This window comes from Geomonas agri (assembly GCF_020179605.1).
Classification (GTDB): domain Bacteria; phylum Desulfobacterota; class Desulfuromonadia; order Geobacterales; family Geobacteraceae; genus Geomonas; species Geomonas agri.
In genome coordinates this window covers 182,424-206,558 of record NZ_JAINZO010000001.1, presented here as the reverse complement: position 1 = coordinate 206,558, position 24,135 = coordinate 182,424, and the positions used below count along the sequence as shown (strand labels likewise).

The window sequence follows — 24,135 nt, the reverse complement described above, 5'->3', positions numbered from 1 at the left end:
CATGCTGATCCTGCTGGCAAGTGCCAACGGATCCCTGTCCAACAGGTGGCAGGGTCTGGTCGCGGAAGGTAACCAGGTCAGGGAATGCCGCACCTTCGGCGAGTTGAAGCAGCTGGCTGCAACGGGAGAGTTCGATCTGGTGCTGTTGCATCGCGAGCTGGTGGACGTTGCCGCCTGCGCAGAACTGCGCACTGCGGCACCCAAGGCCCGGATCTTTCTCCTCTCGGACCGTCCCGACCCCGAGGAGGGGCTCGCCTTCCTGAAGGTTGGCATCGTGGGATACGCCAACAGCTACATCGCCCGTGACAACCTTCTTGAAGCGCTGCGCGCGGTAGCAAGCGGTGGGGTGTGGATGGGACAGCAGGTGATCCAGCAGTTGATCCTGGAAGCTGCGCAGAACGGCGCGGCGACGGGAAAAGCGAGAAATGCCGACCAGGTCCTGGCCCCCCTGACCCCGACCGAGCGCAAGGTGGCCGAGATGGTGGCGGCGGGAAGAACCAACCTGGAAATCGCAGCTGACATGGGCATCGTGGAGCGCACCGTGAAGGCCCACCTCACCTCGATCTACGGCAAGCTCCCCGCCGGCAACCGGCTGAGCCTCGCGCTCCTGGTCAACCAGGGGTAGGTTGCGCCGGCGCTACCGGCTCTGGAAATCGCTGGCCAGGTCCATGACGCAGATGGTGCGGTAGCGGGGATGCGGACCGCAGGCAGCGCCCATGGTCCCAAAGGAGCGGTCGAAGATATTCTTCCGGTGGCCCCGGTCGGGGACCCCGTCGTCGATGATCAAACCCATCACCACTTGCCTGGCCGTGTCCGGTCCGTAGCTGATGTTCTCCCCGAACGAGGAGCGCCAGGAGCCGTACCTCGCGATCCTCTTCTTCATGTCGCCGCGCTCGTCGTGGCCCGTCTCCCCCGAAACAGTCTGTTCCCGCACCAGGTCCGCCGCCGCCTTCGCCAGTCCCGGCGACCAGGACAGTGCCGGCAGCGGGCGCTGGCGTGACAGGAACTGTGCCGCCTCGTTCAGTGCCCCCTTCCCTTCCGACGTCATCACCATGTTCAGCGATCCCGGCAGGCGATACGCCTTGCCGATGAAGTACTTTTTGAAGTCGCGGATGTATTGTGCGTAGCGCTGTGGGTGCTGGCGTGCCGCGTTGGTCTCGGCGAGAATCTGCTGGGCGAGGTCGGCCGGTTCGGCGTGTGCCGTGCAGTAAAGGAGCAGGATCAGCAGGCAGGATAGCGTCAACGTTGTGCGGGTCATTTTTTCCCCTCCAGGAGAGCCAGTCTCGTCTCGAACACCTTGAGCGCGTCCGCCAGGGTCGCCTCGATCTCGTCGCCGTAGACCGTGAAGTAGAGGTAGTTTCCCGAGTAGTGGTGCCAGTTGAGGTCCTCGACCAGGAGCGGTTCCAGGTAGCGTTCCATCTTTTCGTAGGGGTAGAACGGGTCGCCGTTAGGCCAGGTGCGGCGCAGTTTCTGTGTCTGGTTTTCCGTGAGCGGGATGCGGTAACGAACCGATACGACCTGAACCTCCATGATGCCCCCCTGTCTGCAATAGCCGGTCATCCGGCCAGAGCACTAGCATAACAAAAACGCCCCCCAAGGCAAAGCCAAGGGGGGCGTCAGCAAATTCTGTGTCAGGTTGCGGCTAGATGGACTTCCTCCATGCCAGCCGTCCCTCCAGCCAGCGCGAGAAGCTGGTGAAAGCGAAGCAGAGCACGAAGTAGACCGCCGCGATGAAGATGAAGATCTCGGTCGGGAAGGCCATGGTCCGGTTGTTGATCTGGGTGCCGACGTGGGTCAGTTCGGAAACCCCGACGATGAAGGCGAGCGAGGTGTCCTTGATCAGCGACACGAACTGGTTCACAAACGACGGGATCATGTTCCTCAAGCCCTGCGGCAGCACGATGTAGAGCATCGCCTGCCAGTGCTTCAAGCCCGTCGAGACGGCCGCCTCGGTCTGCCCCTTGGGGATCCCCTGGATACCGGCACGTACGATCTGCGACATGTAGGCCGAGGTGAAGATGGTGAGCCCCATGATGACTGTGGTCGCTTCCGGCACCGTCTTGCCCATCAGGGCCGGCAGCAGGAAGTACATCCAGAAGATCACCATCAAGAGCGGGATGCCACGTACCGCGTTGATGAACAGGTTCACCGGGTAACGGATCACCGCGTAGCGCGACATGCTCAAAAGCCCCAGGATCAGCCCCCCGAAAAAGGAGAGGATGCAGGAGACCACCGCGAGGTACATGGTGAGCCCGAGCCCGCCCAGCGGTCCGTTCGGGTAGCGCCCGATCATGAAGTAGGTGAAGTTATCTATGATTACTTGAAAGTTGAGTCCTTCTTCCATTGTGTTCTCCGTTTCCCGCGGGAAAATCCGCCGATCTCGTTGCTATCCTGTCGCCGTCCCTAGGCACGGTGCGGGTTGAGCACCTTCTTGTTGTACACGTCCATGAGCGCCGTGATGACCACGGAGAGCCCGAGGTAAACCACGGTGGCGGCGGTGAACGCCTCGAACCCCTTGAAGGTGTAGCTCTCGACCTGGCGCGCCTGGTAGGTGAGTTCCATGACCCCGATGCTCATCGCGAGCGAAGAGTTCTTGGCCAAGTTCAGGAACTGGTTCACCAGGGGCGGGATGGTGATGCGCACCGCCTGCGGCAGGATGATGTACTGCATGGAACGAAGATAGGAGAAGCCGGCGCTCCTGGCCGCCTCCATCTGCTCCTTGGGAATGGAAAGGATGCCCGACCTGATGTCCTCGGCGATGAAGGCCGAGGTATAGATGGTTAGGGCGATGGCGGCCGCGGCGAACTCGAAGTTCGTGCTGTTAAGCCACTCGTTGACCGCCGCCGGGAGCACCTTGTACGAGCCGAAGTACCAGAAGAAGATCTGGACCAGCAGCGGCGTGTTCCGGAAAAACTCCAGGTAGGCGGTGGCGATCCAGCGCACCGGGCGGTAGTGGCTCATCTTGAGCACGGCGATCAGGAGCCCCAGGATAAAGGCGCAGACGATGCCGACGGCGGAGAGCTCCAGTGTTACCTTGAGCCCGGAAACCAGCCATTCGAAATACTTGCCGGAGGTGACGATGGACCAGTCAAATGTGTACTTTAGCACGTGAAACCCCTTAGAGGCAGGTTGAGGTTGAGGTCAAGGTTGAGAGAAAAACTACCAGCTAAATATCCTTTCTCAACCGGAGCTCAATCTGCAACCCGGTTTACTGTTTAAACGACACGCCGAGGTCAAGGTTGAGAGAAGAGCGATTAACTCAACCTCAACCTTAACCTCAACCTGTTTGTTACTTGTCCGCTACGATCTTAAAGTTACGCTTGAGCTGGAATTCGGTACCTTTGCCGAACCACTTCTCGAAGATCTTTTTGGCTTCGCCGCTCTTTTCCATGTCGAGGATGGTCTTGTTCACGAAGGCGATGAACTTGGCGTCGTCTTTCCTCATGCCGAGGCCGTACGGCTCGTTGGAGATCTGGACGTTCGGGATCTCGAATTTGGATTTGTTGGGAGCTTTGGCGAGGATGCCGGCGAGGATCGCCTCGTCAGTGGTCACGGCCTGCACCTTACCCTGCTGCAGGGCCAGGAACGCCTGCGGGTAGTCGTCGAAGGAGAGCACGGTGGAGGTCGGCAGGGCGGCCTTCACGTTCTGCTCGGAGGTGGAACCCTTGGCGGTGCCGATCTTCTTGCCGGCCAGGTCCTTCAGGCTCTTCACTTTGCCCTTCACGGTGATGAACTTCTGACCGGTGGCGAAGTAGGTGTGGCTGAAGCCGATCTGCTTGGCGCGCTCCGGGTTCTTGGTCATGGTGGCGGCGATGATGTCGATGTTGCCTTCGGTGAGCTGCGGCATGCGGGAAGCGGAGGTAACCGGCTTCAGCTCGACCTTCACGCCCAGCTTCTTGGCGATGGCTTTGACGAAGTCCACGTCGTAGCCCACGATCTCGCGGCTTTTCTCGTCAACGTAACCAAAAGGAGGAAGGGAGTCCTTGACACCCGCAACGAGAACGCCTTTCTTCTTAACCTCAGCAAGGGTATCGGCGGGAGCCGCGGCCATCGCCTTACCGAAAGAACCCAACAGGGCCAAACCCATAACAACAGCAGCCAATCTTTTCACAGTACTCTCCTTTTGATTTCTGTATTAACAGGCACCCGCGTCGCAGGAATGCGGCGTTCGACAGGTGAACAAGTTCTCTAGTGCATCGGCGACAGCAGCTGCTTCAGGAACTGCTTGGCGCGGTCGTGCTGCGGGTTGCGGAAGAACTCTTCCGGCTGTGCCTCCTCGAGGATGATGCCGTGGTCCATGAACACGACGCGGTCGGACACCTCGCGGGCGAAGCCCATCTCGTGGGTGACACAGACCATGGTCATGCCGGTGCTGGCAAGGTCCTGCATGACCGCGAGAACCTCGCCGATCATCTCGGGGTCGAGTGCGGAGGTCGGCTCGTCGAAGAGCATGATGCGCGGCTTCATGGCCAGGGCGCGGGCGATGGCGACGCGCTGCTGCTGACCGCCGGAGAGCTGGGTCGGGTAGGCGTCACGCTTGACCGCGAGGCCGACGCGCTCCAAAAGCTCCATGGCCTGCTCCTGCGCTTCCTTTTTGGGAGTCTTGCGGATCTTGATCGGGGCCAGGGTGATGTTGTCGATGACCGAGAGGTGCGGGTACAGGTTGAACTGCTGGAACACGAAGCCCACCTCGGCGCGCAGCTTGTTGAGATCGGTCTTCTTGCTCCTGAGGTCCATGCCGTCGACGATCAGGCTCCCCTCCTCGATCGGCTCCAACTGGTTGATGGTGCGGATCAGAGTGGACTTGCCCGACCCCGAGGGACCGCAAACCACGACCACTTCTCCCTGTTTGACGTGGAGATCGATCCCGTTAAGCACGTGAAGCTTTTTGAACCACTTGTGGACCCCTTCAAACTTGATCATCTGCTGCTCCTTTTCTATTTGTTGCCAATCGAGTCACTCAAAGCTGCTGCACAGGATATGGGCAGTTTGCCTGCCGGCCGTTCACACCCAACCGTCGTTTCGAAAGATGGAACGCGAATAAGCGTGCAGTGTGTCTTCATATACAGCAAAGCCGGTGCCAAACATGGCGTAAACAGCTAACAACTCGGATTGTTATCCGAATACGCCATTTACGACCCTAACATTAGAAACAATGGGGTATAACCAGTGATGGAAAGCTGTTTGAGAGAAGGTGGGAAATAACGAAGAAAGGGGATTTTACGGCAGGTATAACATTCATTATAAGCTTAACGAAAGTTATACCCCTTGAGGTGGACGAGAAGATGGACCGCCAGGAAAGCCGGTTTATGATAGGCGTTAGTTTGATGAAAAAAGCGGCAAAACATCCTCCCCTCGCCCATCGGGAGAGGGGCCGGGGGTGAGGGCGGTCCTAAAACAATGCCTCGAATATAGGCAGGTCCAATTCCCCTCCCCCGGAGGGGGAGGGTCAGGGAGGGGGAAGGGGGAAATCCTGCCATTGCCAGCGCCCCTCTCCAACCTCCCCCCTCCAGGGGGAGGCTCTCTGCCCCCGCTATTCTGCCTTGCCGTCTCTCTGCAGCTTGAGCCTCTTACTGAGTGCGGGTTGCGAAATGCCCAACATGCGAGAGGCCATGCTCTGGTTGTTGTCGGAGCGCCGCATCGCCTCGGCCACCAACTGGTCCACCGCCGCGCTCAGGGTGGGGATATCGGGGCAGGAGTAAAAGACGTTCTGTTCCCCCATCGCAGCCTGTTCCGCGGGGACCTCCCCCTGCACCTCCATCGCCTGCCGAAAACTGTTCATGGAGAGCATGCGCGAGGAGTGCACGCTCATGGCGTCGTAGACCATCGACCGCAGCTCGCGCAGGTTGCCTGGGAAACTGTAATTGGCCAAGAGCGTCAGCAGCTCCTTGGGGTAGCTGGGCACCTTCTTGCCGAAGACCTCGGCGCTCTCCTTGAGAAAGTGGTCCAAAAGCAGCGGTATGTCGTCCTTGCGCTCGCGCAGGGGGGGGATGTGAACGTGGTGCGCCCTCAGGCGGAAGTAGAGGTCCTTCCTGAAGCCGCCGGCGTCCTTCTTCTTGGAAAGGTCGTGGTGCGTCGCCACCACGATGCGCGCCCGGAGCTGCTTGGGCTGGTCGCTGCCCAGCGGGTAGTACTCCCCTTCCTGCAGCAGGCGCAGCAGTTTCACCTGGCAGGGCAGCGAGAGGTCGCCGATCTCGTCGAGAAAGAGGGTCCCCTCGGCGGCCTGTTCCACCATGCCGCTGCGGCTCTCGTCGGCGCCGGTGAAGGCCCCCTTCTTGTGCCCGAACAGCGTATCGGTAAAGACGTTGTCCTCCAGCCCGGCCACATTCACCGGGACCAGCGGGCCGTCGCCGCGGCTCAGGGTGTGGATGGCGCGGGCGATCAGTTCCTTGCCCACGCCGCTTTCGCCGGTAACCAGGATGGGCTGGGTACTCTTGGCCACCGCCTCGATGTACTGGAAGATAGAGCGCATCGCCTTGTTGTTGGTGACGATGGGGGCGAAGGCCTCCGGGCACTCCAGGCGGTCGTTCAGGAATCGGCGCCGCATCTCCTTGTTTTCCCGCTGCAACTCCTGCATCCGGATTGCGCGCCGCACCGATTCGAGGATGCGGTCCTCCTCGTCGGTCTTGACCAGGTAGTCGAAGGCGCCCAAGCGCATGCACGATACCGCCGTTTCGATCTGGTTCAGTCCCGACAGCACCACCACGGTCACCTCGGGATGTTCCTCCGCGATGCGGGCCAGCAGTTCCTGCCCCGAGAGGTAAGGCATGGTCAGGTCGAGCAGCACCAGGCCGATGTCGCCCCGGTCCAGCTCCCCCATCACCAGACGACTGTCGGTGAGCGCAGTGATATTGCTAATGGCGCCCGGTCCCTCCAGCGTCATGCGCAGGCTGCGCAGCCAGGGCGCCTCGTCGTCCACCAACAGCACGCCGAAGGCAGGATATAGTGCTTCGCTCATCTGCGACTCCTCTTCATTTCTATATCACCGTCCATGCTCCTCCCCTGGAGGGGGGAGTTTGGAAGGGGGGAACGCCGGTAGAGAGGAAATCCCCCTCCCTGTCCCTCCCCCTCCGGGGGCGGGAACGCTGATGCCAGCTCCCTGAAAAAGGTGTGGGGCATAATGCTTCGCCCGCAGGACCACCGAACAGCCCATGCTCCCCTCGCCCACCGGGAAGAGGGGCGGGGGGTGAGAGGGCAGCCCTTCGTGTCCGCTGTGGATCTCAGAGTCCTCTGTGTTCCGTGTTTTCCCCCGCCGGCAGCGCCGGCAGCTCCATAGTAACCGTGGTGCCGAAGCCCGGGCGCGACTCGAAGTTCAGCGCACCGCCGTGCTGCTTCATGATTCCCGCCGAGATGGAAAGCCCCAGGCCGCACCCGCCCTCTTCCCGCTTGGTGGTGAAGAAAGGATCGGTGAGCCGCGCCAGGTGCTCGGGCTCCACCCCCCTCCCCTCGTCGCGCACGGTGAGCAGCACCAGGTCGCGGAAACGGTCGTGCCGGGTGGAGATCTGGATGCTCTTGCCGCTCCCTTCCAGAGACTGGGCCGCGTTCAAAAGGAGGTTCACGATCACCTGCTCGATGCGCTGGCTGTTCCCCTTGACCCGCGGCAGGGCATCGGCCAGGTGCGCCACGATCTGGTGCGAACTCTTGGCAACAGTGTTCTCGACCAGGCGCAGCGCGGCCTGGGCGCAGAGGTTCAGGTCCAGGTGGTCGGTGAGGTCGGCGCTGTCCCGTCGCGCGAAGTCCTTCAGCTCGGCGACGATGCGCTTGATCCGCTTGGCCGCGTCCTGCGTCTCGGAGAGCATGTGCGGCAGCTCCTCGCGCAGGCGGTCGTAGCTGTGCCGCCCCAGCTTGAAGTCGCCGTGCTGTTCGCGGTACTCGTCCAGGATCGGTTGCGAGCCGCGCAGCACCTCCTCGAAACGGGGCAGGTTCAAAAGGATCAGCCCGTTAGGGTTGTTGATCTCGTGGGCGACGCCGGCCACCAGGGTCCCCAGCGAGGCAAGCTTGTCGGCCTGCACCAACTGGTCCTGGTGCATGCGCAGTTTCTCCAGCGCGGCCTGTTTCTCCGCCACCTCGCGCGCCAGTTCCTCGGTGCGCTGCGCTACCCGCTTCTGCAGGGTCCGGGACCAGACCACGGTCCCCCCCAGGATCAGTAGCAGCGGCAGGGACACCAAGGTTACGTAGCGCACCACCCTCCCCCAGGAAACCGGCTGCTGCTCCATCACCCCGAGCCACTTGTTGTGGATCTCCTGGAACTGCCCGGAGCGCTTCAGTATGGCGAGCCCCTCGTTGAAGCGGGCCAGCACCTCGGCGTTCCCCTTCTTCACCGCGTAGCCGTAGGCCTGGGTCATGATCGGTTCGGCCACCGGCACGATCCGCTTCAGCCCCATCTCCTTTTCCAGGTACATCCCGGTCAGTCGCGACACCAGGGCGCAGTCTCCCCTCCCCTGGTTCAAAAGCCTGAGCGCCTCGGCCAGCGTGTCGGTAAGGATGAGCCGCGCCTTGGGGTCGTACCCTTTCATGAAGTCATGCATGATGCTGTTCTTCATCACGATGACTTCCTTGCCGCGCACGTCTTCGATGGATTTTATGCGCCGGTCGTCCCGGCGGATCCAGATGGACTGGAACAAGAGCGCGTGCGGCGTGGAGAAATCGACCTCGTTGGTACGCTCCTGCGAGAACGCCATCCCCTGCAGGATGTCCACGTCCCCCTGTTCCAGCGCGCGGCGCATGCCGTCCCACGGCCCCAGCGAAATCTCCACCTTGAAGCCCATCACCTCGGCGATGGCGCGGGTCAGCTCGACATTGAAGCCGGCGGGCTTGCCGTCGTGGTCGACGAACTCGTAAGGGGGATAGTTGAAGTCCCCGCCGACGACGATCACCGCTTTGCCGACTCCGCCGCGCCCCAGCGTGTCGGCGCCCCCCCCCGAAGGGAGCAGCGCCAGCAACAGTACCAGGAGAGGCATGATGGCCCGGGAAAGGCACAGCCGCTTGCAGCGGGAGCCGACGGCACGGAATCTCTGGATGAAGCGGAAAATGGGCAAGGGCAAGACACCTTAGCAGGGGATTAGCGGGATGAGGGCGATGGGAAATTAATGGCATAGACCGGCGGGTCATGTCAACCGCGATCAGCCGCCACAGGTAGGTCGCAATCTTGGCAGGTCACCAAGATAATTGCATGCCCCCACTTGCTTTTTGGTGGGGGCCGGTATTATTTTTATCGTGACAACCGACGTATTCCCTCTACTGCAGGATCTACTATAGGTGATGACATGCGGCTATCTCTCTATCTCGAACACGGCGAACAGTTCTCCCGGGCCGCCCTGAAACTTCCGGTGCAGACCCCGATCGATATCGAGTCCACCCTACTCAACTGCTACATCGAAGTGCTGCCGGTGGCGGCGTCCTACTACATGGGGCCGGAGCACCTCCCCGGCATCGAGTTCCCGCACCCGGAAATCCGCGTGGTCTTCCAATTGAAAGAGCATCCCCAGGTGGCAGCGGTCTACTCCATCGACGTCTTCGTGACCGACGCCATGCTGAGCCTCGTCAGCCACGCCCAAGGGCACACCCACGTGGACATCAACCGCAGGGGGGCGCACATCGAGCGGCTGATCGCCAACAAGCAAAACGGCCTCCTGGAACTGATCGGGTGCAACCACAACACCCTGATCGACCGGCTCACCCAGGCCTTCATCGGCCTGCGCAGCGCCTACCTGACCGCCCTCAACGAGGAAGGGTGCCTTCCCATCCCGAAGCACTACTAGCGCTCAGCGGGGATGACTGAAACGCTCGAGGCAGGGCAGGCACAGGCCCTCCTCGGGCCGCCACCCCGGAAACCTCTCCTGAACCCGCTCCGAAAGACCACTATCGTCCGCCCCCTGAGTCCGGTGCACCAACTCGGGGACCTCGATGCCGCACACCGGACACTGTACCCCGGTATGCGCCTGTTCCTCCCGCGCCCCCGCAGTCAGGTTGGCACGTTGCCGCTGCAGACAGGGCAGCCCCAACAGCGCATCCCCCAGCCGCAGGTCCCCCGATTCCTTTGTTTTGCCAGATCCAGTCATACCCCGGCTCGCCCCTCCCCTCTCGTTCCTGCCTTGCGCACGGTCAGCCTGAGCCCGGTCACGGCGACCACCTGTACTTTTTCACCCTGGCGCACCGGCTCCTCGCCGGTCGCGTTCCAGTATTCTCCGCGCACCAGCACCTTCCCTTCCGGCGCGAGGTCGCTATCGGCGACGCCAACTTCCCCGATCATCCCTTCCACGCCGGTGATCGGTTTCTCCCGGTGCGCCTGGATCACCTTGACCACCACCACACCGAAGAAGAGCGCGGTCACCGTAACCGTCCCCGCCAGCACCTCCCAGGACAGGCGCAGGTACGGCTCGGGCGACGGGAAGAGCATCAGCGACCCGAGCACCATGGCCACCACGCCCCCGACAGCGAGCATGCCGTAGGAGACCACCTTGATCTCGGCGATGAACAGGATGATGCCCAAAAGGATCAGCCCGATCCCCGCGTAGTTGACCGGCAGGGTCTGCAGCGCGAAAAAGGAGAGCAGTAGCGAAATGCCCCCGATCACCCCCGGCAGGATCACCCCCGGGTGGGCGAGCTCGAAGAAGAGCCCGGCGATGCCGAGGAGCATGAGCATGTAGGCGACGTCCGGGTTGCTGACCGCGTTCAGGATACTGTCGCGGGTCCCCATCTCGTGGTTCACCACGCGTACACCGGCCAGGTGCAGCACAACCTCTTTGCCGCCGCGCTGCACCCGCCGCCCTTCCAGGCTGGACAAGAGTTCCTGCCGGGAGGGGGCCACCAGGTCGATCACCCGCTGTTTGAGGGCGTCCTCGGCGGTGAGGGAAATGCTCTGGCGCACCATGCTCCGGGCCAGTTCCACGTTGCGGCCGCGCTTGGCCGCGATCCCCGCCACGTAGGCCTCGGCGTCGTTGACCACCTTGGCCTCCATGACCGGGTCGGGTTTACCGCCCAGGCCAACCGGGTGGGCCGCGCCGATGTTGGTGCCGGGGGCCATGGCCAGGATATCTGCCGAGAGGCCGATGACCGCACCGGCCGAGGCCGCGCGTGCCCCGGCGGGGGCCACGTAGACCGCCACCGGGACCGGCGCCGCGAAGATGGCCTGGACCGCCTCGCGCATGGCCGTGTCCAGCCCGCCCGGAGTATCCAGCTCCACCAGCACGAGCCGGTCACCCCGTCTCCCCGCCGCGTCCAGGTTCTCCTTGAGGAACGACGCGCTGACCGGGTTGATGGGGCCGCGCAGGGAAATGACTCCCACCTGCGGCTCCTGCGCCCCCAGGCACAGCGGCAGCACGACCAGTATCAGCAGCACCAGGAACAGCCGTTTCATTTCGGCACCTCCCGTAACAGGAAAAGGCTAACAACGCAAGGCAGCAAACCTAAATCGTTAACGCAAAGCCGCAAAGCCGAACTGCTAAATGTACAGACTCGCAAGGTGGTTCCTGTTTCTCCCCTCTGTTTTTTTGTCAAAGCCCTTGTTTCTCTTTGCGTCTCAGTGCCTTGGCGGCTTTGCGTTCAGGCATGTGCCTTGAGCTGTTTTTCGGTTAACACGGCACCGCGTTATTTTCCATTAAAATGATGGCCTTCGCAAGTTGTGCCTGCCGCAGCCGCACCGTTCCCATCCATGGAAGACACAACGCGCCCCCCTTCGAACTTGGCCCCAGCGTAGAGAAGCAGCGTAGGAAAGCCGCAGGAACTGGACCTGAAACAGCTTCAATCTGTTAGTGATGGTTTATTGACTGCATGGAAGCCTCATATATACTCATCAAGCACAAGGAATCAGATCCGTTTTAACTCCAGTGAGTATTGCAAGCGAATCAATGGCTGCCTATTGAGAGAGTAGCAGGCCGGGAGGCGTATGGCGAAGTCAGCAAGTGGCGCTGCATGTGACTGTGAAGAGTTTTACCGGCAGGTGCTTGATGCCATGATCAACGCGGACCGCACCAAAGCGGCTGCCATCATCGAACGTGCCCTTGACTGCGGCATCCCGCCTGCCCGGGTCATCGCGGAAGTACTCGACCCCGCCATCGTCCAGCTCGGCACGCTCTGGGAAGGAGAGTCGATGTCGCTGGCCCAGAACTTCATCGCCTCGAAGATCGCCGAGGACGCCTTGCTGCGCTGCCTTCCCGACCACGAGAAGGACCGGGACCGCAAGGGGGTTGCCGTGATCGGCAACATCGAGGACGACTTCCACAGCCTTGGGCGCAGAACGGTTGGGCTCTTCCTGAACGCCGCGGGATGGCAGGTGGTCGACCTGGGCAACGACGTGCCGGCTGAGCAGTTCCTGGAAAAGGCGCGCGAGGTCGGGGCCCGTGTCATCGGAGTTTCGGCGATGATGCAGACCACCGCCATGAACATCCGCAAGCTACGCGACCTGATCGACGGGGCTGGGGAGCAGGAGCGGATCAAGCTTGCCGTCGGCGGCGCGGTCTTCAACTGGCGCCCGGAACTGGTGACCGAGGTGGGAGGGGACGGGACGACGAGAAACGCGGTCGGAGCCGACGAGCTCTTCACCTGCTTGCAGGAGCAGGCCCGGATACCGGAGCGTGCCCTATGAACTCGTACCGGCGCGTCATGAATACCCTCGGGGGGCTCCCGGTGGATCGCCCGCCGGTCTTCGCCGTTTTGGGGGCCTACGGTGCTGGGCTCACCGGCTGCGATCTGCGCACCCTGTACTGCGACCCGGCGGCCTACCTTGCCGGGCAAAGGGCCGTCCAGGAGAGCTATGGCTTCGACCTCGTGCTGGCCCCCTTCGACTTCAGCGCCATCTCGGAAGCCTTTGGCGGGGAAACCGTCTGGGGAGGGCTGCAGACGCCGAACGTGAGGCGGTACCCGGCAAGAACGGTCAACGAAGCACTGTCCCTGCCGCTCCCCGCCCCCTCGACCGCGGCGCGCCTGCCGGTGATGATCGAGGCTACCAGGGGGCTTGCCCGGTGCTACAAGGAGGAAGTCCCGGTAATCGCGGTGCTTCCCGGCCCCGGCATCCTCCCGGCACTCCTGACCGGGCTGGAGCAGTGGCTGGAGACGCTCCTCTTCGAGCCGGAGCAGGCGGCCAGGCTCCTCGACCACAGCTCCCCCTTTCTCGTCGGGCTCGCCAACACCCTTCTCGAAGCGGGTGCCGACTGCCTCGTCTTCACCGAAGGGATGGCATCGGCCGAGATCGCGCCGCGCGGGCTCTTTGCCGACGCCATTTTGTCGCACCTAACCGCCACCTTCGGCGCGATCAACGGCCCCAAGGTGGTCAGCAGCACCGGGGGGCGCCTGAACCACACCCTCGACCTCATCCCCGGGCTGCCGGGAGTGGTCGGCGCCATCATCGGCTCAAAGGATGACCCCGCCGAGTCGCGCCGGCTCACTCCTGCCGGGTTCAACCTGATCGGTAACCTCGACAACCTCGCCTTCGCCTCCGCAAGCGCCTGCGAAATCAGCCGCCTCGCCCTCGACCGCCTGTCCGCTCACGCGCCGGAGGGGCACTTCGTGCTGGCAAATTCGGGGGGAGACCTCCCCCAGAACACCCCCGCGGCGAACCTGAAGGCCCTGAAAGAGAGTGTCGCCAGCTACAAAGCCAGCCCCGGAGGGAATACGTGATCAGGAAAACGGTCTGGCTTGCCTGCGGGGTCTTGCGCGACGAGCTTTCCCGACTGCACCGGGACGAGATGATCGGGGGGGAGCTCTTCTTCCTCGACTCCATGCTGCACATGGCCCCTCCCCTCCTGGAACGCACGCTGCGCGAACAACTGCGGCAGCGCTGCGGGGCGTGCGACCGGCTCGTGCTGGTGTACGGCGACTGCTGCGCGGGGATGCTCGACCTTGCCCGGGAGTTCCGGGCGGCCCGGACGGACTCGATCAACTGCGCCCAGCTGCTGGTCGGCAGGAAGCGCTACCGCGAGTTGATGCGCGAGGAGGCCTTCCTGGTGTTGCCGGAATGGGCGGAACGCTGGAGAGAGGTCATGGAAGAGGCACTGGGGCCTGACGCTGCTGCGGCGCGTGAGTTGCTCAAAGAGCACCGCTCCGTGCTGGTTTACCTCGACACGGGGATGGTACCGGTTCCCGTCCGGCAGATGGAGGCCTTCTCCGCCTACAGCGGTCTTCCCTGGCGCTCCGAGAGGGTGGAGCTCGACACGCTGCTCACCGGACTGATGGACGCGGAGGCCCGGGCCATGACGATCATGGAGGGGGAAAAGCAGTGAAGGAGCAAGAACACCGGGACTTCTCGCCCGCAGCCCAGCTCATGGCCGTCGAGGTCATCGCCGAACTGCTCGTCTCGTCGTCCCCCCACGAGCTGGGGGCGGTGTTGACCGAGCATCTGCGCGAGCTGACCGGGGCAAGGACCGTGATCGTGCTTTTGCACGACGAGACGCGCTCTCCGGGGCACGAGCTTTTGAACGTAAGCCCGCAGCGCAGGGCGGACCTCTTCACCCCCGAGGAGCTGGATCTCTTCTGCTACAAGAGCTCTCCGGAGCAACTCCCGCTCACCCCGGACCGGTTGAGCGAGCACCATCCGCTTTGCGCCCCTTTGCACCGCGCCGGGATTCGCTCCATGGTGCGCTACCGCCTCGTGGCTGCGGGCGAGACCATCGGCCTGTTGCTCCTCTTCGACCTGCAGACGCTGCACCGCATCGAGGAGGTGAACCAGATCATCGCCCTGCTCTCAGCCCCGATAGCCCTCGCCCTGAAAAACGCCATCGCCTTCCGCGTAATAGAGCAGCAGGCGCTCGCCCTGGAACGACGGGTGGAGGAGCGGACCGCCGAACTGAGCGAGGCCCAGGCGCTTCTTCAGGTGGCCATCGACAGCTCCCCCTACCCCATTATGATCTGCGACGAGGACGGGCGGGTGCTGCAGTTGAGCGCCGGCTGGACCAGGCTCTCCGGCTATGCCATGACGGAGATCCCCACTCTTGAGCATTGGGCGCTGGCCGCCTTCCGGGAGCGTAACCCGGCCACGATGCTTTACCTTGACGGGCTCTTCACGACCGAGATGAGCGTGTACAACGGAGAGTGGGACTTCAGGGCAAAGGACGGCTCGACCCGCACCTGGGACTTCCAGGCCACGCCGCTTGGCAGGGTGAGCAGGGGGAAACGGGTCATTTTGATCATGGCCACGGACGTCACCGAGCGTAGGAGGGCCGAGGAGGAGAAGGCGCGGCTCGAGGCGCAGTTGCTCCAGGCGCAGAAGCTCGAATCGGTCGGGCGCCTGGCGGGTGGCGTCGCCCACGACTTCAACAACATGCTGAGCGTGATCCTCGGGCACGCGAACCTGGCGCTCATGGACCTCCCACCCGGGGAACCACTGAGGGCCGGGCTCGAAGAGATCCACAAGGCTGCGGAGCGTTCGGCGAACCTCACGCGCCAGCTCTTGGCCTTTGCCCGAAAGCAGACCATCTCCCCGAAGGTGCTGGATCTGAACGATACGGTCGGCCGCATGCTAAGCATGCTGCAAAGACTTATCGGAGAACGTGTCGAGCTGGTCTGGAGGCCGGGAAGCTCGCTCTGGAGCGTGCTGATCGACCCGTCGCAGCTGGACCAGATCCTTGCCAATCTCTGCGTCAATGCGCGCGACAGCATCGAGGAGATCGGGCGCATCGTCATCGAGACTGCTAACAGCACCCTCGACGGTGAACACGGCGGGAGCGCGGAGGTCCCTCCCGGCGACTTCGTGTGCGTGAGCGTCCGCGACACCGGCTGCGGCATGGAGCCCGAGGTCCTGGCCCACGCCTTCGAGCCCTTCTTCACCACCAAGGAGACGGGAGCGGGTACCGGCCTTGGGCTTGCCACCGTTTACGGCGTCGTCACGCAAAATGGCGGGTGGGTGAACGTGGAGAGCGAGGTGGGACGGGGTACCACCGTCAACGTTTATCTGCCGCGCCACGAGGACGCGCAGGAAAAGGAGTGCGCCCCACTCCCGGAGCCGCCCGCGCCGGAGGGGGAGGAAACTGTCCTGCTTGTCGAGGACGAAAGCGCCATCCTGAACATAATTACCATGATGCTCACCAAGCAGGGGTACCACGTGCTCTCCTCCACCTCGCCCAAAGAGGCAGTGGAGCTCGCCAGGAATCACACCGGCAAGATAGACCTTCTCATTACCGACGTCATCATGCCCGAGATGAACGGCCACGAGCTCGCCGGGCTCCTCTCAGCCGAGATCCCCGACCTGAAATGCCTCTTCATCTCCGGCTACACCGCGGATCTCATCGCTTGCCACGGTGTGCTGGAGGACTCGGTGCACTTCATCCAGAAACCCTTTTCCTCCCCTGAACTCGCCGCCAAGATGCGCGAAGTGCTGTGCTAGAGCCTTCGGGCGGCGAGGCTTTCCCCTTGTCTCCCGGCGCGCAGTTGCCTCGTGGCAGCAAACAGAAAAAAATAGTTTGACATTTAATCGTCATGGGTTTAACTTTAAATCATCGAAACAATAGTACACCTCAACGGAGAGGTAGATCATGAAACAGGATGCCAAGTCAAAACTCGCGCTGAACACCTACACCAAGCTGATGCGCGGCACCGAGTCGGTGACCGCACGGGTGGGACGCAAGATGTCCGATGCCGGCCTCACCATCAGCCAGTTCGGCGTCCTGGAGGCCCTGCTGCACAAGGGCTCCATGTGCCAGCGCGACGTGGCGTCGAAGATTTTGAAAAGTACCGGTAACATCACCATGGTCATCGACAACCTGGAAAAGCAGGGGCTGGTGCAGCGCGAGCGCTCCCTGGAAGACCGCCGCTACTGCACCGTGCTGCTCACGGAGAAGGGACGCGGCCTGATCGAAGCCACCTTCGCCGAGGTCGAAGCGGCCATCGTCGCCGAGATGGGGGTGCTGACCGATGCAGAACAGGAAACCTTGGGCAAACTTTGCAAGAAACTCGGCTTACGGGAGGGATAGCGGACTCAGAGATATCGGCAGCTTTTTTTTGACGCAATAGTTTAACATCAAAAGACGCCAACTAAAAAGATAACAACTAAAACAGAATCCGACAACCGGATCAAAAAGGAGAACCACCATGAAAAGGACCATCGCAACCATAGCCGCAGTAGCCGCCCTGGCACTTCCCGTACTCGCCTCCGCCTCCACCTGGAACATCGACCCCGACCACTCCTACGTCGGCTTTAAGGTACGTCACCTCATGGTTTCCAATGTGAAAGGGAACTTCGAGAAGCACAAGGGGACCGTCGAGATCAACGACAAGGACATCACCAAGTCCAAGGTCTCCGTCACCATCGACACCGCTTCGGTCAACACCAACGTGGCCAAGCGTGACGAGCACTTAAGAAGTGCCGACTTCTTCGACGTCGCCAAGTACCCGACCATGACCTTCACCTCCAAGAAGGTGGCCAAGGCCGGCAAGGACAAGCTCAAAGTAACCGGCGACCTGACCCTGCACGGCGTCACCAAGGAAGTGGTGCTCAACGTGGAAGGACCGGCCAAAGAGAGTAAGGACCCGTGGGGCAACCTGAGAAGCGGCGTTACCGCCAGCACCAAGATCAACCGCAAGGACTTCGGCCTGGTCTATAACGCTATGCTGGAAACCGGCGGCGTCGCGGTAGGCGAAGACGTCGACATCAACCTCGAAATCGAGATGATCAAGGCCAAGTAAACCCGCGGCACGACCGTTGTCCCCAAAAGAAAAGCGCCTGTTCCTTCTGGAACAGGCGCTTTCGTCGTTTTCCCTCCCGTGATCTAAAAGAGCTTCAGGCGTTGACCCTGGAAGGGCTATCGGCGCTCGCCTCCGTCGGCCGGCGTGGGGTGCTGCTGGTCAGGTTCTGCCACCCCTCGGCCTGCAGGCAGGCAATGGTCCCTATCAACTCTTCGCGGAAGTCGGCGAGCACCCTGGTCGGATCCCCCTCCCCTTTCAGGGCGGTCTCCAGCCGCTGCGCGGCCCCGTGCAACGGCTGCGCCGCCAGGACCCCGGCGATCCCTTTCACCGAATGGGCGAGCCGAGCCGCCTCCTCCTTGTTGCCGGCCCGTATCTCGCGCTCGATTTCCGCCCCCTGGTTCTGGTACTCGCGCTCGAACTGCCTCAAGAGGTCGCGGTAAAGTTTGCGGTCGCCGCCGGTCTGCCGCACACCGGTCTCGAAGTCCACTTTTGCCACCGTCGGCCGCTCTTCGACCTGCTCCTCCTCGCCCGCCGAGGTGCGCCCCTGGCCATTGAGCCAGACCGCGATGGCGCCGAAGAGGGAGTCTGGCGTGAACGGCTTGGCGATGTGCCCGTTCATGCCGGCCGCGAGGCTCGCCGCCACGTCGTCGTCCATGGCGTTGGCGGAAACCGCCAGGATGGGTAGCGATTCCGTCCCCGGCTTGTCCAGCGCCCGGATCTCCCGGGCGGCAGTCAGTCCGTCCTTTACCGGCATCCGGACATCCATCAGCACCAGGTCGAACTCTTTGGTCCTCACCAAGTCCACCGCCTCGTCGCCATTGCCGGCAACCGTCACCTGCAACCCACCCCGCTCCAGGAGGGCAAGCGCCACCTTCTGGTTGAACGGGTTATCCTCGACCAGCAGTACCCGCTGCTGCCGGAACCGGGTGAAGCCCGTGCCCTTCTTCCGCTCCACTTTGCTGTCGGCGGAGGCGATGCAGAAGGGGAGCCAGAACGAGAAGGTGCTCCCGAGCCCCGGTATGCTCTCGCACCAGATCTCGCCCTTCATCATGGCGGTTAGGCGCTTGCATATGGCGAGCCCCAGGCCGGTCCCGCTGTGGCTGCGGGTGATCGAGCCGTCCAGCTGGGTGAAGGCCTGGAACAGCTGGACCTGGTCCTCGGCCAGGATGCCTATGCCGGAGTCGCGTACCGCAAAGATCAGTTCGGCGGAGCCCGGCTCCTTGCGCGCCAGCTTCACCGCGAGCTGTACGCTGCCGTGGCGGGTGAATTTGAGGGCGTTGCTCAAGAGGTTGTTGAGGATCTGGGCAAGCCGCATCGGGTCGCCGATCAGCAGTTCCGGGATCTGGGCGTCCAGTTCGACGCGCAGGTCGACCCCCTGCTGACGCGCCCTGGGCGCGTAGACCGCCAACAGTTCGGCCACCACGTCCTGCAGCGAGAAAGTGATCCGATCGATCATGAGTTTGCCCGCCTCGATCTTGGAAAAGTCCAGCACGTCGTTGATGATCCCCAACAGGAGGTCCGCCGAGACCATCAGCGTCTGCAGGTATTCGTTCTGCCGCGGCGTGAGTTCTGTCCCCTGCAGCAGGTGCCCCGCGCCGACGATGGCGTTCATGGGGTTGCGGATCTCGTGGCTCATGTTGGCCAGGAACTCGCTCTTGGCGGCGGAGGCGCGGGCGGACTTGACCGCCAACTCGTTGGCGCGCTGCACCGTCCTGACCAGTTGCCGGTTGGCCTCTTCCTGCATGCGGGTGCTCTCCTGGAGCGCCGCCTCGCTGGCCTTGCGCTGTGAGATATCCAGCATGATCCAGATGAAGTCGGTCGGCTCCCCGGCCTCGTCCAGGACCGGGGTAACCGTTACTTCCTGCTCCAGCACGGTCCCGTCGCCGCGGCGCCCCGCCAGTTCGCCCTGCCAGGGGTGCCTCTCCTCCAGGCTCTCGACAAGCCCTGCCAGGACGTCGGGGTCGCCATCAGTGCTGAAGAGCGAGCGCGGATCCTTGCCGAGCAACTGCTCTGGGGTGCGCCCCAGGATCCGGCATAGCGCCTGGTTCACCCAGATGATCCGTTCCTGCCTGTTGGCGATGATGATGCCGTTCATCGCCGCCTCAAGCGCCGCACCCTGCAGCCGCAACCGGTCCTCGAACTCCCGCCGTGCGCTGACGTCCCGGAAGGTGAGTACTGCGCCGGGGCGCCTGCCACCGGCCAGCTTGCTGCTACTGAAGTCGGCGCTGAAGGAGCTGCCGTCCTTGCGCCAGAGCAGTTCGTTGCGTGAACGCTGCCGGCTGCCGCCGGCGAAGGCGGAGTTCAGCAGGCAGCTCTCCTTGGCGCAATGACTGCAGTGGGGAGATTGGCCGTGGTGCATTACCTCGCGCAGGTCCCGCCCCACCAATTCTCCCTCCCGGTACCCCAGCAGTTCGTGAGCGGCCTGGTTGGCGAAGGTGACGTACCCGGTGCCATCCACCGAAACCACCCCCTCCTCGACCGACTGCAGCAGCAGTGAGGCGTGCGGCCCGCTCTCAGCGACACCGGGATCATCGCGCCGGACCATGTAGTGCCAGGCCAAGAACCATCCGAAGACGGTGCAGGCGACGGCGATGAGCAGCAGGGCCGATTGCCTCAGGTCGAGGCCGGCAGCCCCTCCCCTCAGCTTTTCCAGGAAAAGGCAGGTGAGTCCCCCCTGCAGGACCACCAGCGCCAGCGTACTTACTATGGTTATTTTCAGGCTGCGTTCCGCGTTCATGACGCCACCTCTGTATGTTTCAACCTGTCTCGGTCGCCATCGCTCCGATCCGGGGGACGTAGTTCTTATTTCGGGGGGAACCGCGCCGCCCTTGAGGGCAATGTCGCGGTTCCCGGTTTTCCTTCAGCTGGGGCACTAAACAACCCTGAAGCGGGAGACCAGCGTCTGCAGTTCGTCTGCCTGCTGGGCCAGCTGTGCAGCTGCCATGGCGGTTTCCTCGGCACCGTTCGCGGTGTGCTGCACCACGTCGGTGATCTGCTGGATGTTCGAGGTGACCTCGGTGGTAGTGGCGGTCTGCTCTTCCGCGGCGGTGGCGATCTGGCTCACCTGCAGCGACACCTCGCTGATGCACCTGAGGATTTCTGCCAGTGCCTGGCCGGAGCGCTGCGACGATGCGGCACCCTTCTCGGCCTCCTGCACCCCCTCGTCCATGGCGCGCACCGCCTCGCGGGTCTCGTCCTGGATCGCCTTGATCATGGTGCCAATCTCCTTGGTCGCCTTGCTGGTCCGCTCGGCCAGCGCCCGCACCTCGTCGGCCACGACCGCGAAGCCGCGTCCCTGCTCGCCGGCCCGGGCCGCCTCGATGGCGGCGTTCAAGGCCAAGAGGTTGGTCTGATCCGCGATATCCTCGATGGTCCCGACGATGTCGCCGATCTCCTCGGAACGATGCCCGAGCGCTTCAACAGTCTTCGAGGTGCTGCGCACGCGGCCGGCGATCTCTTCCATACCGACGATGGTTTCCTGCACCACCTTGGCCCCCTGGTTGGCGGACTCGGTGGACTGGCGCGATGCCTCGGCGGCCAGGACGCAATTGCGGGCGATGTCCGCGCTGGTAGCGGCCATCTCCTCGCTGCCGGTGGCCACGGTTCCGGTCTGGGAAGCGACTTCCTCGGCGCCGGTGGCAATCTGGGCGGAGGTACCCTGCAACTGGGTCGAAGCGGACGCGATGCTGCTGGAAATCTGCACGGTTTGTGACACCAGGCCCCGCAGGCCCTGCACCATGTGCCCCATGGCCTGCTGAAGCTGGCCAGTCTCGTCCTTGGAATCGACCACCACCTCGACGGTCAGATCCCCCTCGGCCAACCGGTTCGCCACCTGCACCGCCTTGTCCAGCGGGCGGGTGATCAGCTTCGTGATGACCACGCCCAGCACCAGCGCAAGGATGAGCCCAAGCGCAAGCAATGTTGCTATCATCCTCGCGGCCTGGGTGGCTGATTCTTCGTTTTTGCGCGCGGTGTGCTGCCCCTGGGTTTCCTTCAGCTGGATCAACTGGTCGAGCAGTTTCTGCTGGCGAAGGGCGGCATCCTTGCCCACGCCGTGGAGAATCTCCTTAGCCTCGCTGCCCTTTCCTGCACGATCGAGCTCGAACATCTGGTCCACGTACTTGAGGTAGTCCGCACGCGCCACAGTGAACTCGTTGTAGAGCCTGCGCCCCTCCTCACTAGCGATGGTCTTCTCGTACTGAGCTGACAGCTCGGAAATTTTCCTCCGCAGCGCTACCGCGGTATCCACGTACTCCTTGCGCTTGACCGTATCGGTCGTCTCCAGGGCGTCTCGCACATTGATCCTCACCCGCTGGAAGGACACTGCCATGCTCGCCAGCTGGCTCAGGGGGACTGTCACCGTCTCATAGGTTCTTTTGCCTTCCCTGTTGAGGTTGTTGGTGACCCTGATGCCGATGTACCCGATAACCGCAGCTATGATGGCCACACAGGCAAACCCTGCTGCCAGTTTGACCCCTACTTTAAGATCTCTGATCGTTTTCATGTCATGTCTCCCGTGTCTGAAGTAGTGGCGGCAGCCCCCCCGGAGGGAGGTTGGTGGCCGGTACCGTCGCCCTGTCCCATGCGGGACAATTAGGACCACCTTGATCTTGTATGAGCATAGCCGGTGCCAAAAACATAACCGGCGTTATTCCGGCACGTTGAACAAAATCGGGACATCCCGGTTGTCCCGCAGCGGGACAGAGTGTGCGCGAGCGGGACATCCGCCTGCCCGCGGCAGAGATGCATCCGGTAAATCAAGGGAGGATCTGTGTCCACGTAGCGCAGCACGAGCCCCCGCGTCCTCCCCTTTCGCAAAGGGGAGGACTCTTGTTCATCTGCAGTGGTTAATGGCCAGCACATCCATGTCTCGGATCTGCTGCGTGAGCCTTCGCAAGCTGAGGCCAAGTGCACGTACAGCGCCTCGTGGGCACCCTACTCCACGGTTCGCGGCTGTACGACGGCATTCGCAAAGGGGAACACCTGTGCCGTGCACGGTTGCTGGATAAAGATGCAGTTGAGTAATTCCGGAAGAGCCAAAGACAGAGGGAACAGCGCCAGGAGGACGAATCGAGGCGGGGTCAGCTGCGGTAAAAGGCCTTACGGTTAACCTTAAGCAGTTGAGACGCCCTGGATTTGTTGCCGCCGCAACGCTCCAGGGTGATTTCCAGGATCTGCTCGTTCAATGCGTCGAGAGAAAGCTCTTCGACGGGAAGGGTGAGATGATAGCTCACGCGGCTCGCATCGGCGCCACCCGTATCTCCGCCTGCCTCCTGCACCGCCTCCGGAGCGGCGCCGGTAAGCCCCAGGTGGACGGGACGGATCATCTCGTTGTCGGTCAGGATGGCGGCCCGCTCCAGGCAGTTGCGCAGCTCCCGAACGTTGCCCGGCCAGCGGTACTCCAGCATCAGGTCCATGGCTTGCTGAGAGATCCCCGGCAGCGGCTTGCCCAGGTGCTGGCGCAGCTGCTCCAGGATGTGACCACAAAGGATCGGGATGTCATCCTTTCTCTGGCACAAAGGGGGGATGGTCAGCGGGAAGACGTTGATCCGGTGATACAGGTCCTCCCGGAACCGCCCCGCCGCGACCAGGTCGGCCAAGCTGCGGTTGGTGGCGACGATGACGCGGCAGGTGACCGGAATGGGGGTGTTACTGCCGATCTTCTCGAAGACCCGCTCTTGGAGCACCCGCAACAGCTTAGCCTGCAGGGAGAGCGGCATGTCCCCGATCTCGTCCAAAAGGATGGTCCCCTTCCTGGCCAGGCTGAACTTCCCCTCACGGTCGCGGTCGGCCCCGGTGAAGGCGCCGCGCACGTGCCCGAAGAGCTCGCTCTCCATCAGGTGTTCGGGAATGGCGGCACAGTTGACCGCAACGAACTCGGCAGGAAGCCCGTTGCCGGCAAAGTGGATCGCCCGCGCCAGCACCTCCTTACCCGAACCGCTTTCGCCGTAGATCGCCACCGTGGTCTGCCGCGCCGCGGCGACCCGAGAAGCCAGCTCCAGCACCTGCTTCATGGCGGGGTTCACCGTGACGACGCTCTGGAAGGTGTAGCGCTCGGTCAACAGCCCCTTGATCTGCTCGTTCTCCTGCACCACGCGCTGGTAATCCAGGGCACGACGGATGGTGATGCGCAGGTCGTCCGGGTTGTAGGGCTTCTCCAGGTAATCGTAGGCACCGCGCCGCATCGCCTCCACGGCGCTCTCCACGCTGCCGTGCGCCGTGATCACGATGACGGGCGTCGCGGGATAGAGCTTCTGCACCATACCGATCAGTTGCAGGCCGTCCAAACGGGGCATGATCAGGTCCGAGAGCACCAGGTCGACCGCCTGCTGCTCGAGGACCTCCAGCGCCTGTAGCCCGTCGGCCGCGGTCAGTACGTTGTAGCCGATCTCGCGCAGTTGGCGCTCCAGCAGGAAGCGGAATACGGGCTCGTCATCGACGGCAAGTATGTTGGTGGTGTGAGGCATGTGATGGCTCCGCGCGGTTGAGATTGCCTGTCTTATCGGCAGGGTGCAGGCA

Annotated in this window: 21 protein-coding genes; 8 read left to right on the top strand and 13 right to left on the bottom strand. The window is 62.8% G+C overall.

Annotation, left to right across the window (positions count from 1 at the left end; all coding sequences use genetic code 11):
- Position 1: 1 nt before the first annotated feature.
- A complete protein-coding gene (locus K7R21_RS00990) occupies positions 2–625 on the top strand; it encodes a response regulator transcription factor (protein WP_224981361.1) in 624 nt (207 codons plus the stop codon).
- 12 nt (positions 626–637) lie between these two features.
- Here K7R21_RS00990 and K7R21_RS00985 read toward each other — a convergent pair whose 3' ends face one another.
- The 8 genes from K7R21_RS00985 to K7R21_RS00950 all read right to left on the bottom strand — a co-directional run bounded on the left by K7R21_RS00985 (position 638) and on the right by K7R21_RS00950 (position 9,038).
- Positions 638–1,258, bottom strand: coding sequence for a CAP domain-containing protein (locus K7R21_RS00985; protein ID WP_224981360.1), 621 nt, complete (start codon positions 1,256–1,258; stop codon positions 638–640).
- The gene (locus K7R21_RS00980; RefSeq protein WP_224981359.1) at positions 1,255–1,530 is read right to left on the bottom strand and encodes a hypothetical protein; all 276 of its coding nucleotides are present in this window, start codon (positions 1,528–1,530) and stop codon (positions 1,255–1,257) included. Before K7R21_RS00980 ends, K7R21_RS00985 begins: the two co-directional genes overlap by 4 nt.
- A 112-nt stretch (positions 1,531–1,642) precedes the next feature.
- On the bottom strand, positions 1,643–2,344 hold the full coding sequence (locus tag K7R21_RS00975) for an amino acid ABC transporter permease (protein WP_224981358.1): 702 nt from the start codon (positions 2,342–2,344) through the stop codon (positions 1,643–1,645).
- Positions 2,345–2,403: 59 nt separating this feature from the next.
- On the bottom strand, positions 2,404–3,108 hold the full coding sequence (locus K7R21_RS00970; RefSeq protein ID WP_224981357.1) for an amino acid ABC transporter permease: 705 nt from the start codon (positions 3,106–3,108) through the stop codon (positions 2,404–2,406).
- A 181-nt stretch (positions 3,109–3,289) separates the two neighbouring features.
- Complete coding sequence (locus tag K7R21_RS00965; protein WP_224981356.1) at positions 3,290–4,111, bottom strand: ABC transporter substrate-binding protein; 822 nt, start codon at positions 4,109–4,111, stop codon at positions 3,290–3,292.
- Positions 4,112–4,188: 77 nt separating this feature from the next.
- Positions 4,189–4,923 carry an amino acid ABC transporter ATP-binding protein gene (locus K7R21_RS00960; protein WP_224981355.1) on the bottom strand — a complete coding sequence of 245 codons (735 nt, stop codon included), beginning with the start codon at positions 4,921–4,923 and terminating at the stop codon, positions 4,189–4,191.
- 610 nt (positions 4,924–5,533) lie between these two features.
- Positions 5,534–6,958 carry a sigma-54-dependent transcriptional regulator gene (locus K7R21_RS00955; protein ID WP_224981354.1) on the bottom strand — a complete coding sequence of 475 codons (1,425 nt, stop codon included), beginning with the start codon at positions 6,956–6,958 and terminating at the stop codon, positions 5,534–5,536.
- 262 nt (positions 6,959–7,220) lie between these two features.
- Entirely contained in the window at positions 7,221–9,038 is a 1,818-nt protein-coding gene (locus K7R21_RS00950) for a transporter substrate-binding domain-containing protein (RefSeq protein WP_224981353.1), read from the bottom strand.
- Positions 9,039–9,266: 228 nt separating this feature from the next.
- Between K7R21_RS00950 and K7R21_RS00945 the strand changes: the two genes are divergently transcribed.
- The gene (locus K7R21_RS00945; protein ID WP_224981352.1) at positions 9,267–9,761 is read left to right on the top strand and encodes a hypothetical protein; all 495 of its coding nucleotides are present in this window, start codon (positions 9,267–9,269) and stop codon (positions 9,759–9,761) included.
- 3 nt (positions 9,762–9,764) lie between these two features.
- Here the strand turns inward: K7R21_RS00945 and K7R21_RS00940 are convergent, their stop codons facing one another.
- Together K7R21_RS00940 and K7R21_RS00935 are read right to left on the bottom strand one after the other, a co-directional pair.
- A complete protein-coding gene (locus K7R21_RS00940) occupies positions 9,765–10,061 on the bottom strand; it encodes a hypothetical protein (protein WP_224981351.1) in 297 nt (98 codons plus the stop codon).
- Positions 10,058–11,359 carry an NfeD family protein gene (locus K7R21_RS00935; RefSeq protein ID WP_224981350.1) on the bottom strand — a complete coding sequence of 434 codons (1,302 nt, stop codon included), beginning with the start codon at positions 11,357–11,359 and terminating at the stop codon, positions 10,058–10,060. The genes K7R21_RS00940 and K7R21_RS00935 overlap by 4 nt, the downstream gene beginning before the upstream one ends.
- Before the next feature lie 528 nt (positions 11,360–11,887).
- Here K7R21_RS00935 and K7R21_RS00930 point away from each other — a divergent pair.
- The 6 genes from K7R21_RS00930 (at position 11,888) to K7R21_RS00905 (ending at position 17,616) form a co-directional block, all read left to right on the top strand.
- Complete coding sequence (locus K7R21_RS00930) at positions 11,888–12,586, top strand: cobalamin B12-binding domain-containing protein (protein ID WP_224981349.1); 699 nt, start codon at positions 11,888–11,890, stop codon at positions 12,584–12,586.
- Entirely contained in the window at positions 12,583–13,617 is a 1,035-nt protein-coding gene (locus tag K7R21_RS00925) for a uroporphyrinogen decarboxylase family protein (RefSeq protein ID WP_224981348.1), read from the top strand. Before K7R21_RS00930 ends, K7R21_RS00925 begins: the two co-directional genes overlap by 4 nt.
- Positions 13,614–14,219, top strand: coding sequence for a DUF1638 domain-containing protein (locus K7R21_RS00920; RefSeq protein ID WP_224981347.1), 606 nt, complete (start codon positions 13,614–13,616; stop codon positions 14,217–14,219). Before K7R21_RS00925 ends, K7R21_RS00920 begins: the two co-directional genes overlap by 4 nt.
- A complete protein-coding gene (locus K7R21_RS00915) occupies positions 14,216–16,318 on the top strand; it encodes a hybrid sensor histidine kinase/response regulator (protein ID WP_224981346.1) in 2,103 nt (700 codons plus the stop codon). The genes K7R21_RS00920 and K7R21_RS00915 overlap by 4 nt, the downstream gene beginning before the upstream one ends.
- 148 nt (positions 16,319–16,466) lie before the next feature.
- Entirely contained in the window at positions 16,467–16,904 is a 438-nt protein-coding gene (locus K7R21_RS00910; protein WP_224981345.1) for a MarR family winged helix-turn-helix transcriptional regulator, read from the top strand.
- 118 nt (positions 16,905–17,022) lie between these two features.
- Positions 17,023–17,616 (top strand): YceI family protein, encoded by a 594-nt coding sequence (locus K7R21_RS00905; RefSeq protein WP_224981344.1) that lies wholly within the window; start codon positions 17,023–17,025, stop codon positions 17,614–17,616.
- Positions 17,617–17,710: 94 nt separating this feature from the next.
- On the opposite strand, the gene K7R21_RS00900 is transcribed toward K7R21_RS00905, so the two are convergent.
- From K7R21_RS00900 to K7R21_RS00890, 3 genes are all read right to left on the bottom strand, one after another.
- Positions 17,711–20,353: a PAS domain-containing hybrid sensor histidine kinase/response regulator gene (locus K7R21_RS00900; protein ID WP_224981343.1), complete on the bottom strand. Its 2,643-nt coding sequence runs from the start codon at positions 20,351–20,353 to the stop codon at positions 17,711–17,713.
- A gap of 135 nt (positions 20,354–20,488) precedes the next feature.
- A complete protein-coding gene (locus tag K7R21_RS00895; protein ID WP_224981342.1) occupies positions 20,489–22,120 on the bottom strand; it encodes a methyl-accepting chemotaxis protein in 1,632 nt (543 codons plus the stop codon).
- A 577-nt stretch (positions 22,121–22,697) separates the two neighbouring features.
- Positions 22,698–24,083 (bottom strand): sigma-54-dependent transcriptional regulator, encoded by a 1,386-nt coding sequence (locus K7R21_RS00890; RefSeq protein ID WP_224981340.1) that lies wholly within the window; start codon positions 24,081–24,083, stop codon positions 22,698–22,700.
- Positions 24,084–24,135: the final 52 nt, after the last annotated feature.